Genomic DNA, 11829 nt, shown 5'->3' on the forward strand with positions numbered 1-11829 from the left:
GGAGCGCGCCAATAGTGTGCCTCACGCCGGGAAGAGCGCGAGGAGTTGCCATGGCGGGTGTCAGGTCGGCTGTCGCGGCGCTTGCGATGATCGTGGTGCTGGCGGCGCCCGCCCGTGCCACAAGTTCGCCCTTCAGCTGCGAATACACCTTCACCAGCTGGACCGGCGTCTTCATCGCGGAGCTGACCGTCGTCAATCACGGTCCGCCCGTCACTTCCTGGGAGGCCCGGTGGTCCTTCCCCACCGAGACCGCTCTGCTCGGGGTCTGGAACACGCGCATCACGCAGCTTGATCCTTACCGGGTCATCGCCACCGGCCTGATATGGAACAACGCCATCCCGACCGCCGGGACCATGAAGATGGGCTGGACCGCCCGCGCGGCCACCACCGGGGCGCCGGCCGACCTCACGGTCAACGGCCTTCCCTGCTGAGCGGTCGTACGCCGAGCCGCTGGTAGATCGCCGCCGCCGCGTCCCGGTGTCGGCGGGCCCGGGTGGGATGGCCGATGGTGTCCTGGACGCGGGCGATGCCGTCCAGTGCCCTCGCGGTCTCGTACTGGTCGCCGGTCTGTTCGGCGAGGGTGCGGGCGGTGCGGTGCCGGGCCAGGGCCGCGTCGTTCTGGCGCAGCGCGTGCAGGGTCTCGCCGAGCGTGTTGAGGGTTTCGGTCTCGAGTCCGCGGTCTGCCGTCTGGCGGCTGAGGGCCAGGGCGCGGTGCAGGTGGTCGAGAGCCTCCGGGTGGCGTTCCAGCCGCAGGAAGGCCGCGCCCATCGCGGCCAGGGCGCTTCCCTCACCGCCGGGGTCGCCGCAGGCGACGCAGTTGGCCAGCGCCTGCCGTAGGTGGGTGAGGGCCTCCTGGTAGCGGCCGAGCAGGGTGCAGAGCGCGCCCAGGTTGCCCAGCGCGTACCCCTGGAGGCGCAGGTCGCCGAGTTCCGCGAACACGGCGGCGGCCTGGAGCTGGTGGTCGGCGGCCTCCTCGTGGCGGCCGGTCCGCCGGTGGAGCGCGCCCAGGTTGATGAGCTGGGTGCCGAGGCCGTGGGCGTCGCCGATCGCGCGGTAGCGCGCCATCGACCGCCGGAAGTGGTCGATGGCCTGGTCGGTCGCGCCGAGCCGTTCGTGCACGATGGCCAGGCGGCCCAGCGCCCTGGCCTCGGCGCCCTGGTCGCCGGTCTCCCCGGCGGCGGTCAGCGAACGCTCGAACCACGCCCGGGCCTCCCGGTAGTGCCCCAGCCACCAGTGCACCCCGCCCAGATCGGCCAGCGCCCCCGCCCTGCCGTACCCGGCGGCCAGCGCGGCCCGCGCCGCCTGGGTGTGCACGGCCAGCGCCTCCTGGTAGTGGCAGCCGACCTCGAAGTACCGCCAGAGCGTACGGGACAGGTCGACGCAGTGCCCCGGCCAGCCGTGCCCGGCCGTGTGGAGCGCCACGGCCACCAGGTTCGCCCGTTCCCGCGCAAGCCAGGACACCACGTCGTCCGGCACCGGAGTATCCGCCTCCGGTACCTCCGGCCGTCCTCGTTCATAGGGGAACAGACGGTTCATCGCCAGCGCGGCGGCGTACCGGTAGTGGTCGAAGAGCCGCGTCAGGGCGGCATGCGTGGCACCCGCCCGCTCGATCGCGAAATCCCGCAGCAGATCGTGCATCGTGTACCGGCCCTCGCCGGAGGACTCCAGCAGATGCCCTTGGGCGAGCTCGGCCAGCAGCTCTTCGGCCCGCTCCAGATCGGTCCCCAGCAGCGCCGCCGCCGCGTAAGCGTCCAGTTCCCGCCCGGGATGCACGCCCAGCAGGTCGAAGAGCCGGGCCGCCTCGCCGCCGAGCCGCCGGTAGGACCAGGAGATGACGGCCCGGACGGCGGTACGCGGATCCCCGGCCGCGTCCAGCAGGTCCAGCCGCCGCTGCTCGTCCCGCAGCCCGGCGACCAGCTCGGCCAGCGGCGCCCGCGGCCGGGCCGCCGCGAGCTCGGCGGCGATCCGCAGCGCCAGCGGCAGCCGGGCGCAGCTGGCCGCGAGGGCGATCGCGTCCTGCGGGGCCTCGTCCACCCGCGAGCCGATGAGCGCGCGCAGCAGGTCCACCGCCTCGGCGAGCGGCAGCAGGCCGAGGTCGATCCTGCCCGCGCCCTCCCGGGCCACCAGCCCGGCCAGGTCGTCCCTGCTGGTCACCACCACGAAGCAGGAGGGCGTGCCGGGCAGCAGCGGCCGCACGTGGTCGGCCCCCGCCGCGTTGTCGAGCACGATGAGCATGCGCCGCCCGGCCAGCAGCGTACGGTACCTGGCCGCGCGTTCGCCCTGGTCGTCGGGGATGTCGCCGGGTGGTACGCCGAGCGCCCGCAGGAACCCGGCCAGGGCGTCGGCCGCCGCGACCGGGCGCTCGGGATCGTACCCGCGGAGATCGAGATAGAGCTGGCCGTCGGGGAAACGCCTGGCCACCCGGTGGGACCAGCGCACCGCCAGCGCGGTCTTGCCGACCCCGGCCGTCCCCGCCACCGCGGAGACGACCACGGCCGGGCGACGCTCGCCCGCCGTGAGCAGGGCGTCCAGCTCGCCGAGTTCGGCGGCGCGGCCGGTGAAACCGTACACGTCGGCCGGGAGCTGGCGGGGGGCGGGGGCGGTCTGCCTGCGGCCCTCCTCGACCTGGTCGCGGGCGGTCGCCAGGGCGCCCTGCTCGGCGGGTGTGGCGCCGAGCAGGGCGATCAGCACGTCGAACCGGTCGGTGGGCGGCAGGACCCGCCCGGACAGGTACTCCCCGATGATGCCGTGCGACCAGCCGGTGGCCGCGGCCAGCTCGCGGTAGGTCAGCTCGGCGCCGCCGCGCCGCCGCGCGTGCCGCCGCCGCAGCCCGCGCAGCAGGCGGGACAGGTCGGCCAGGGTGCGCGCCCCGGCCACCCCGGAGAGTTCGGTGTCGTCGATGGCTGACAGGAAATCACGATTGCTCAGTTTGTGCAGGGTGTCCCGTTGAGGGTGAAGGCGCTGGGCGGGGTGAAGGGCGTGCCGGAGGCGCTGAAGCCGACCGTGGTCTGCACGCCGGGATTGACGGTGTTGATCCAGATCGCCGGGGTGAACGTCGCGGTGGCGCCGCTGCGGGTGACCGTGCCGTTGAAGGCGGAGGTCACCGTCATCGTGGTGGGCAGGGTGAACTGCGCGGTCCAGCCGCTGACCGGCGCGGTGGTGGTGTTGATCAGTGTGATCGTGGCCATGAGCCCCGGGCTGAAGGTGATGATCTGCACCCGGCAGGTCGGCGTGGTGGTGATGGCCAGCGTGCTGAAGGTGCCGGGATCCGACCGCGCCGACTGGTTCCCCGCCGCGTCGAACGCGATCACCGCGAACGTGTGCGCGGTGCCAGGGGCCAGCCCGCTGACCGCCTGGAACCGCTCGGCGGCGCCGACCGTGCGGACGGTGGTCCAGCTGCCGCTCACCAGCTGTTGCAGGTGGTAGCCGGTGACCTGGACGTTGTCGGTGGCCTCGCCCCAGCTCACGTTGGCGGCCGTGGTGGTGACGCTGCTGAACGTCGGAGCCGGCGGCTTGGACGGGGGTACGGTGTCCACCCCGGCGGACGCGGGTGCGGCGGTGATCGCCGCCATCGCCACCGCGACCACGGCGACTGCCAGCCGCCTGAGCACGGCCATACGAGTGTGCATACGAGTGAGCTCCCATGACTCGACCGGCGAACCCGCCGGAAGACGACAGAACCACCCGCAATGATCGGAACCACGGCCCCGAAACCATCCGAATCCTGGACACGGTTGGACAGCGCCCGGGTTGACCTCACAGCGCGCCTCTCTCTACTGTGGTTTCGTTCACCTATCGCCCGAATGTGCGTTGAGCGAACAATTGGCGCGGTCCCTAAGGCAGGCGATGAAATGGTTGACCAGAACACACAGGAAGCGCCGGCGGCTCGGTGCCCGGTCACGGGGCTGGGCTCGGAGTCGATGGCGACCCGGCTGAACCCGTTCGGGCCGGAGTACCTGGACGATCCCTACCGGGTGTTCAAAGACGCCCGAGCCGATGCGCGGGCCTATTACAGCGAAGACCTGGGGTACTGGATCCTGACCAGGTACGAGGACATCAGGCAGGTCATCCGCGACACCGTCAACTTCTCGGCCGACGCCGCCAACACCCCGCTCCAGCCGTTCGGGAAGCCGGTGCTTGAGGAACTGGCCAAGGCCGACTTCCGCCCGGTGCGCGTGCTCGTGGACAACGACCCACCTGGGCACGTACGCGTGCGGCGCCAGGTCAACAAGGCGTTCAACGCGCAACGGGTGAAGCTGATGGAGGAGCCGGTCCGCGAGCTGACGCGCCGGCACATCGACCGGTTCGCCGGCCAGCAGGAGGTCGAGTTCGTCTCGGCGCTGGCCTGGCCGCTGCCGGCGCTGGTGCTCTTCCACCTGTTCGGCATGCCGGACTCCTACCTGGAGGTCGTCAAGAACGGCTCGGCCGACCGGGTCATCCTCACCACCGGCAGGCCGGACGAGCAGGAGGCGCTGCGGGCGGCCAAGGGCCTCGCCGACTTCTACGCGCTCTGCCGCCAGTTGATCGACGACCGGCTCGAGAACCCCAGGGACGACTTCCCCAGCGACCTCATCCGGGCCGGGGAGGGCCAGGAAGAGCCGTTGACCACCCGTGAGCTGGTCCAGGTCATGTACTCGATGCTCTTCGCGGGTCACGAGACCACGACCGGGCATCTCACCCACCTGGTCCGGCGCGTGCTGCTGGAGCCGGGCCTGTGGCAGCGGCTGCGCGAGGACCGGAGCCTGATCCCGAACGTGGTGGAGGAGGTCCTGCGCCTGGAGGCGCCGGTCATCAACTGGCGGCGCCGGGCCAAACACGACGTCGAGGTGGGCGGCGTGACCATCCCCGCCGACGCGAAGATCCTGCTCCTGCTCGGCTCGGCCAACCACGACGAGGAGTTCTTCGAGGACGCCGACGCGCTTCAGCCCGAGCGCCGCAACGCGCGTCACCACCTGACGTTCGGCTTTGGCGAGCACCTGTGCCTGGGCGCTCCGCTGGCCCGGCTGGAGGGCCGGGTGGTGCTGGAGGAACTGGTCGACCGCTTCGCGTCGCCGAGCCTGCCGGAACAGGAGCTGGAGTTCACGCCCAGCATCCTGTTCCGCTCGCCGAAGGCTCTGACGATCACGCTGTAGAAACCCGGCATCGGTCGGCCGCGTCAGGCGGCCGGCCGATCGCGCGTCAGTTGCGCAGGCGCAGGATGCGCTCGATCTCGGCGCCCGTCGCGCGCAGGGCGGGCAGGTACTCCCGCTCGATCGTCTCGATGGAGGTGCGGCTCGCGTGCGCCGCCACGCTGATGCCCATGGTCGGGCGATTGGCCTGGCGTACGGGCACGGAGACGGCGCAGATCCCCGCCTCGATCTCCTGGTCCATGATGCAGTGGCCCTGGTTCCGCACGGTCTGGATGACCTCGCGCAGGCGGCCGGGGTCGGTAATCGTCCGGTCCGTCTCGCGGCGTAGCGTGGTGGTTCGCAGGTATTCGTCGAGCTCATTGTCGGTGAGCTCGGCCAGGAGCACGCGGCCGATGGCGGTGAGGTAGGCGGGGATGCGGGTGCCGACCGACAGGGCGAGCGTCATGATGCGCGGGAACGACGTCTGGGCGCGCGCCACGAAGACGACATCGTGGCCGTCGAGCACCCCTGCCGAGCACGACTCGTGAAGTTTCTCGGCGAGATCGTGCAACTGGAACTGGAAGACGCTGTCGACCGACATCGTGGACAGGTAGGAGTAGCCGAGCTCCAGGATGGTCGGCCGCAGCCGGTAGCGCCCGTTCTCGCAACTGGCGTAGCCGTCGGTCTCCAGCGTGTGGAGGAAGCGGCGGGCCGTCGCGCGGTTCAGCCCGGCCGCGCGGGCGACCTCGGCGATCGTCAGAGTGGGCTGGCTCTGGGAGAAGCAGCGGATGACCGCGAGACCCCGGCCGAAGGCGCTCACATAGGCCGAGCGAGCCTGGTCGTCGCCCCATTCTGGGCCGTTGTCGGTCTCCTGCGTGTTCTGGCTCATGGCATCCTGTGTTCGGTCTCGGGAGGCGGGTTTCGATCGCGATTCAGCGGACTGCGCCCTCTGCGGTGCCATCGAGATCCTACCCCAGTTATCGATCAGGTGGGCGTCAGGCGAACACTTCCGCCCGGCGCCAGTGCCCGAAATCTCCCGATCTCACGACCTGTCCGGCCTCGCCACCTGGGTTTTTGCCGCGACTGACCGGTTTGGGGCGCCTGGCTGCGCCTTGACAGGACATGACGGGCTCTCATAGCTTGGTGGAGCCACAGCGACCATGTGGGCGCTATGCGAACGGCGAACGGTGCGGAGAACACCACTCACTGGGAGGCGCTGCTTTGATTTCCGTCCAAGAGACCGACAACCTGACTCGCGTCGGACCGGGCACGCCCACTGGTGAGTACCTCCGTCAGTTCTGGCTGCCCTTCCTGGGGTCGGACGCGGTGGAGCCCGGCGGCGAGCCGTTCCCCGTCCGCCTGCTCGGCGAGGACCTGATCGCCTTCCGGCGGGAGGACGGCCTGGTCGGCCTGGTCGACGTCGCGTGCGCGCACCGCCGCGCGCCCCTGCTCTACGCCCGCAACGAAGGCTGCGGCCTGCGCTGCGTCTACCACGGCTGGCAGTACGACATCGACGGCCAGTGCACCGACATGCCGGCCGAGCCGGCCAACAGCCGGTTCAAGAAGCACATCAAGATCAAGGCGTACCCGTGCCGGGAGCGTAACGGGGTCGTCTGGACCTACATGGGTAAGGGCGAGCCGCCGGAGCTGCCCGAGCTGGAGTGGAACCTGCTGCCGCCCGAGCGGGTGCACATCTCGTTCCGGGTGCAGGAGACCGACTGGCTCAGCTCGTACGAGGGCGAGATCGACTCGGCGCACGCCCCCATCCTGCACGGCCGGCTCGACAAGACCAGCAAGCGCTCCCGCACGACGATGGCCAGGTCCGGCCGCCCGATCTTCGACGTCATGCAGCAGCCCTTCGGGGTCAGCGTCGGCGCCCGCCGCGAGGTGCCGGAGCGCGACGAGCTGTACTGGCGGGTCAACCAGTTCGTGATGCCCTTCTACACGCTGGTGCCCCCCAAGAGCGAGGAGTGGGCCGAGCTCACCGGCCACGCCTGGATCCCCATCGACGACACGCACACCCTCGCCGTCGGCTTCACCTACCTGCCGGACCGGCCGCTGAAGGAGCGGATGGTCGACGTCTTCACCCACGGATACCAGGGGCGCGAGACCGGCCACCCCAGCGACCAGGCGCAGGATCTCAACGTGCCGCACAACGTGCCGTACTGGAAGTACGTCACCAAGTTCATGCGCGCCAGCAACTACCTGTTCGACCACAGTCTCCAGCAGACCACCTACTTCTCCGGCCTGCCCGGCCTGTGGGTGCAGGACGTCGCCGCGCAGAGCGGCGCGCTGGCCGTCCCGCGGACCTTCGAGAACCTGACATCGAGCGACGCCGGCATCGTGGTGGTGCGTCAGGTCCTGCGCGACTGCGTCGAGGCCTACGCCGCGTCCGGGGAACTCCCCGCCTCCGCCGTCGATCCGTCCCTCTCGCGGGTACGCGCGGTCGCGGCCCTGCTCAAGCGCGACGAGACGTGGGTGGAGGCGCTCGGCGAGTTCATGTTCAAGCCGGTCGGCGACCCGCTTGGATACACCGTCCCGTGAGCGTCAGTGGAGAGGAAACACCGTTGAAGATCGTCGCCAGCCGCGAGCTCTGCCGGGGCCACGGGCAGTGCGAGTTGTTCGCCCCCGACTACTTCCAGATCGACGACGACGCCCTCGTCGTGGTCGTCAAGGACGAGGTGGCGCCCGAGGACGTGATCGCCGTCCAGGACGCGGTCACCCACTGCCCGGAGGCCGCTCTCCGCCTGGAGCAGGCCCGAGACGGCGCACGGCAATGAAGGTCGGTGACTACCTGCGGGTGCCGTACCTGGTGACCGCGCAGTCGGTGCCGCGCGAGGACGGGACCTGGGTACGCCACGTGGAGCACCCCGAGCTGCCTGACTGCGTGGCCGAGGCGGAGTCGATCTTCGACGCGCTCCGGCTGCTGGAGGCCAAGCGGATCGAGACGGTGCTCGACATGCTCGCCGCCGGGCGGACCCCGCCCACCAAAGGTTTCCTGCTCGGCGCGACGCAGGCCTGGCAGCGGGTCCAGCGGGCCGGGCTCGCGGACCGGATCGAGCCGGTCTGGGAGCACGACGCCGAGTCGCTGCGGGCGCCATGAACACCGGAGCCGCATTCACAGGTGTCGGTTACTCCGCGATCGATCGGCAGACGGATCGCGGCATCGTGTCCTACGCCCGCGAGGCCGCGCTCGACGCGCTGCGGATGGCGGGCGTCGAGCGGGACCTGATCGACGGATACGTCGGCATCGGCCAGAACCCGAACCCGTCGGCGATCGCCGGTGACGGGGCCGACCACGTGTCCGCCTACCTGATGGTCGACACCCTCGGCCTGACCGGGCTCTCTTGGGTCAGCGACGTCTCCGGCTTCGCCGTCAACATGGCGGCGACGGCGGCGGCGGCGATCGCTTCCGGCCAGTGCACGGCGGTGCTCGGGGTGCGCGCCGTCCACCACGGCGGGGGAGGGGCACCCAGTCCGGAGGCGGCGGGGACGGCCCAGTGGACCCTGCCGTTCGGCGCCGGACCCGGCGGCACGCGCTTCGCCCTCAGGATGCGGCAGTACCTGGAGCGTTCCGGCGCGCGGCGTGAGCAGGTGTGGCAGATCGTGGACGCCGCGCGGGCGCACGCCCGCAACAACCCGGTGGCCTACTTCCGCGACCGTGAGCTCTCGCTGGAGGAGTACCTGGCGGCGCCGATGATCAGCGACCCGGTCTCGCTCTACGACTGCGACCTGCCGGTCACGGGAGCCGGGGCCTTCGTGATGATCTCGGCAGAAGCGGCCCAGCGCGAGGGCCGTCCGGCCGCGTACCTGCGCGCCCACGCGAACTGGACCAACGCCGACGGCATCCTCGACCGGGCAGGACTGACCCCGGGCGACATCGACGTCTGCCAGCTCTACGACGGCTACTCCTTCATGGTCTACGAGTGGCTCGAACGGCTCGGCTGGTGTGCGGAGTACACGGCCTGGAAGTTCGTGGCGGACGGACACACCCGCCCAGGTGGCGACCTCCCGGTGAACACCTTCGGGGGAGCGCTGGGCGAGGGCCGGCTGCACGGCATGGGTCACCTGCGCGAAGGCATCGCCCAGGTTCTCGGCGCGGCCGGACCGCGCCAGGTGCGCGACGTGGAGCACTGCCTGGTCCAGATCGGTCCCTACGACCGGTCGGCGCTGGCGGTACTGAGCCGGGAAGCGGCATGAGGAGGACGGACGTGCCGACGGCACAGGCGGAAGAGGGCGCCCTGGCGGGCTGCCGGGTACTGGAGATCAGCCATCTGGCGGCCGCCGTGGCGGGCAAGGTCCTGGCCGATCTCGGCGCCGACGTGGTGAAGATCGAGCCCCGGGGCGGCGAGCCGGCCCGCACCGCGGAACCGGCCCACGTGGACGGCGGCGGCCAGCGGCACGGCCTGAACTTCCTGGCGTTCAACCTGGGCAAGCGGAGCGTGACGCTGGATCTGGACAGCGAGGCCGGCCGGGAGATCCTCGCCAGGCTCGCCCGGACCGCCGACATCGTGCTGGTGGACTGGGAGCGGATCGGCGACCCCGCCGAGGCCGACCGGCTCCGCGAGATCTGCACCCGGGACAACCCCGCGCTGGTCTGGTGCGAGATCTGGCCCTACGGCCGGGGAGAGCACGAGTCGACCCTCGCCACCGAGCTCACCCTCCAGGCACAGGGCGGGCACCTCAACCTCAACGGCGAGATCGACCGGCCGCCGGTACGGATCAGCGCGCCGGTGGCCACCGCGCAGAGCGGGGCGGAGGCGGCCAGCGCCGCCCTGATGGCCTACTACCACGCGGTCCGTACGGGCGAAGGCCAGCGGGTGGACGTCTCGGTCCAGGCGTGCGTCGTCTGGACCCTGCTGAACACGACCATGACCTGGCAGTGCCTGGCCGTGGACGAGGTACGCGGCGGCTCGGTCAAGAAGGAGCGCGGCAACACCTTCTTCACCCGCCTGGTCTGGCCGTGCCGCGACGGCTTCATCCAGTTCGGCCCGGTCGGCGGCGGTGGCGGGGCCGTACGCGAGCAGTCCTACGCGACGCTGGTGGACTGGATGCGGCAGGAGGGCCACTACCGGCCCATCCTGGAGGCCCACGACTGGAACGGGCAGGGCCGCTTCGACATCCCGCAGCAGGCCTACGACGAGGTGACCGAGGCGATCGGCGACTTCATCCGCACCCGCACCCTCGCCGAGCTCATCGAGCACGGCATGAAACGCCGGATCCTGCTGGCGCCCGTCTACTCGATCCCCCAGTTGCTGGCGGCCGAGCAGCTGGTCGCCAGGAACTTCTTCCGCAGGGTCGAGGACGACCGGCGGGACGCGACCGCGCTCCACCCCGGTCCGTTCGCCGTACTCTCCCGGACCCCGCTGGCGGCCCCGCGCCCCGCACCCGTCACGGGCGCCGACACGGTACGGGTGCTCGCCGAGCTCGGGTTCACCGGCGACGACATCGACAGGCTCGCGGCGGCGGAGGCGGTATGACCGAGCGGATCGACCAGGGCATCTTCGCCGGCCTGAAGGTGCTGGACTTCACCTGGGCCGCGGCCGGACCCATCGTCACCAAGCAGTTCTCCGACAACGGCGCCGAAGTCATCAAAATCGAGTCCAAGACGCACCCGGACAGCGTCCGGCTGGGCGGCCCGTTCTTCGAGGCCAAGCCGGGCATCAACCGGAGCGGCTTCTTCGCGGACTTCAACAGCTCCAAGAAGAGCGTCGCCGTCGACATGCGCAGCGACGAGGGCCGCGACCTGGTCCGGCGACTGGTGAGCTGGGCCGACATCGTGGCCGACAACTTCCGGCCCGGCGTCCTCACCCGGTGGGGTCTCGGCCACGACGTCCTGCAGGAGATCAACCCGCGCGCGATCCTGCTCAGCTCCTCGCTCTACGGCGAGGACGGCCCCTGGGCCACCCTGGCCGGGTTCGGCGCGCAGGGGGCCGCCGTGGCGGGCATCCACGGCCTGACCGGCTGGCCGGACCTGCCGCCCGCGCTGCCGAAGGGCGCCTACACCGACTCGGTGTCGCCGCGGTACGCCATGGCGGCGGTCACCGCCGCGCTGATCCACCGCGAGCGCACCGGCCACGGCCAGCGCATCGAGCTCTCCCAGGTGGAGACCACCGTGGGCATCCTCGCCGCGCAGTTGCTCCAGTGGCAGCTCACCGGACGCGAGCCGGTCCGCTCGGCGAACCGCGAGCCGGGACGCCGGCTGCACGCCGTCCTGCCCTGCGCGGGCGAGGACAACTGGATCGCGGTCGACGTGCGCACCGACGCCGAATGGCGGGGACTGTGCGACGTCCTGGCGCGGCTCGGCGGTGTCGACCTCGCCGCCAAGCTGTCCGCGGTCGAGGCGATCGCGCGGGCCGAGGAGGTCGAGGAGCTGGTCGCGGGCGTGACGGCCGGCGCCGACAGGTTCGAGCTGATGGACCGGCTCCAGGAGGCCGGCGTGCCGGCGGGCGTCGTGCTCAAGGGCTCCGACCTGCTCGCCGACCCGCGGCTGCGCTCGCGCGGGCACTTCTGGGCGCTCGACCACGCCGAGATGGGGACGCTCGACTACAACGGCCCGGCGTACCGGTTCGAGAAGACCCCGTCCCGGCTGACCTCGGCGGCGCCGCTGATCGGGGAGCACACCGACGAGGTCATGCGCGAGGTGCTCGGCCTGGACGACGACACCATCGCCCGGCTGCGAGCCGACGGCGTCCTGCAGTGAGCACGGCGACCAGGAGGA

11 protein-coding genes are annotated in these 11829 nt (G+C 71.3%); 8 read left to right on the top strand and 3 right to left on the bottom strand.

Annotated elements, in window-relative coordinates:
• Positions 1 to 50: 50 nt before the first annotated feature.
• The gene (locus KIP79_RS00250; protein WP_214102599.1) at positions 51 to 431 is read left to right on the top strand and encodes a cellulose binding domain-containing protein; all 381 of its coding nucleotides are present in this window, start codon (positions 51 to 53) and stop codon (positions 429 to 431) included.
• Here KIP79_RS00250 and KIP79_RS49100 read toward each other — a convergent pair.
• Both KIP79_RS49100 and KIP79_RS00260 read right to left on the bottom strand, forming a co-directional pair.
• Complete coding sequence (locus tag KIP79_RS49100) at positions 412 to 2877, bottom strand: ATP-binding protein (RefSeq protein WP_214102600.1); 2466 nt, start codon at positions 2875 to 2877, stop codon at positions 412 to 414. The two genes, KIP79_RS00250 and KIP79_RS49100, sit on opposite strands and share 20 nt — an antisense overlap.
• Positions 2878 to 2924: 47 nt before the next feature.
• Positions 2925 to 3629: a cellulose binding domain-containing protein gene (locus KIP79_RS00260; protein ID WP_214102601.1), complete on the bottom strand. Its 705-nt coding sequence runs from the start codon at positions 3627 to 3629 to the stop codon at positions 2925 to 2927.
• A 291-nt stretch (positions 3630 to 3920) separates the two neighbouring features.
• Between KIP79_RS00260 and KIP79_RS00265 the strand changes: the two genes are divergently transcribed.
• A complete protein-coding gene (locus KIP79_RS00265; RefSeq protein ID WP_214102602.1) occupies positions 3921 to 5132 on the top strand; it encodes a cytochrome P450 in 1212 nt (403 codons plus the stop codon).
• A gap of 46 nt (positions 5133 to 5178) precedes the next feature.
• Here KIP79_RS00265 and KIP79_RS00270 read toward each other — a convergent pair whose 3' ends face one another.
• Positions 5179 to 5997, bottom strand: a complete 819-nt coding sequence (locus KIP79_RS00270; protein WP_214102603.1) for an IclR family transcriptional regulator domain-containing protein — start codon at positions 5995 to 5997, stop codon at positions 5179 to 5181.
• A 332-nt stretch (positions 5998 to 6329) separates the two neighbouring features.
• Here KIP79_RS00270 and KIP79_RS00275 point away from each other — a divergent pair, with 332 nt between their 5' ends.
• The 6 genes from KIP79_RS00275 to KIP79_RS00300 all read left to right on the top strand — a co-directional run bounded on the left by KIP79_RS00275 (position 6330) and on the right by KIP79_RS00300 (position 11811).
• Complete coding sequence (locus KIP79_RS00275; RefSeq protein WP_214102604.1) at positions 6330 to 7652, top strand: Rieske 2Fe-2S domain-containing protein; 1323 nt, start codon at positions 6330 to 6332, stop codon at positions 7650 to 7652.
• On the top strand, positions 7649 to 7888 hold the full coding sequence (locus tag KIP79_RS00280) for a ferredoxin (protein WP_308169481.1): 240 nt from the start codon (positions 7649 to 7651) through the stop codon (positions 7886 to 7888). The genes KIP79_RS00275 and KIP79_RS00280 overlap by 4 nt, the downstream gene beginning before the upstream one ends.
• Positions 7885 to 8211 carry a type II toxin-antitoxin system HicB family antitoxin gene (locus tag KIP79_RS00285; protein ID WP_214102605.1) on the top strand — a complete coding sequence of 109 codons (327 nt, stop codon included), beginning with the start codon at positions 7885 to 7887 and terminating at the stop codon, positions 8209 to 8211. The genes KIP79_RS00280 and KIP79_RS00285 overlap by 4 nt, the downstream gene beginning before the upstream one ends.
• Positions 8212 to 8276: 65 nt before the next feature.
• Positions 8277 to 9308: a thiolase family protein gene (locus KIP79_RS00290; protein WP_214102606.1), complete on the top strand. Its 1032-nt coding sequence runs from the start codon at positions 8277 to 8279 to the stop codon at positions 9306 to 9308.
• On the top strand, positions 9305 to 10588 hold the full coding sequence (locus tag KIP79_RS00295; protein WP_214102607.1) for a CaiB/BaiF CoA transferase family protein: 1284 nt from the start codon (positions 9305 to 9307) through the stop codon (positions 10586 to 10588). The genes KIP79_RS00290 and KIP79_RS00295 overlap by 4 nt, the downstream gene beginning before the upstream one ends.
• Positions 10585 to 11811: a CaiB/BaiF CoA transferase family protein gene (locus KIP79_RS00300; protein WP_214102608.1), complete on the top strand. Its 1227-nt coding sequence runs from the start codon at positions 10585 to 10587 to the stop codon at positions 11809 to 11811. Before KIP79_RS00295 ends, KIP79_RS00300 begins: the two co-directional genes overlap by 4 nt.
• The last annotated feature ends 18 nt before the right edge of the window (positions 11812 to 11829 follow it).

This window comes from Acrocarpospora catenulata, from assembly GCF_018476525.1.
GTDB classification, from domain to species: domain Bacteria; phylum Actinomycetota; class Actinomycetes; order Streptosporangiales; family Streptosporangiaceae; genus Acrocarpospora; species Acrocarpospora catenulata.

Excerpts from the sequence above, each read along its gene's own strand:
- KIP79_RS00270 (WP_214102603.1), bottom strand. The coding sequence starts at position 5,997 with ATGAGCCAGAACACGCAGGAGACCGACAACGGCCCAGAATGGGGCGAC.
- KIP79_RS00300 (WP_214102608.1), top strand. The coding sequence starts at position 10,585 with ATGACCGAGCGGATCGACCAGGGCATCTTCGCCGGCCTGAAGGTGCTG.
- KIP79_RS00295 (WP_214102607.1), top strand. The coding sequence starts at position 9,305 with ATGAGGAGGACGGACGTGCCGACGGCACAGGCGGAAGAGGGCGCCCTG.
- KIP79_RS00285 (WP_214102605.1), top strand. The coding sequence starts at position 7,885 with ATGAAGGTCGGTGACTACCTGCGGGTGCCGTACCTGGTGACCGCGCAG.
- KIP79_RS00265 (WP_214102602.1), top strand. The coding sequence starts at position 3,921 with ATGGCGACCCGGCTGAACCCGTTCGGGCCGGAGTACCTGGACGATCCC.
- KIP79_RS00250 (WP_214102599.1), top strand. The coding sequence starts at position 51 with ATGGCGGGTGTCAGGTCGGCTGTCGCGGCGCTTGCGATGATCGTGGTG.
- KIP79_RS00260 (WP_214102601.1), bottom strand. The coding sequence starts at position 3,629 with ATGCACACTCGTATGGCCGTGCTCAGGCGGCTGGCAGTCGCCGTGGTC.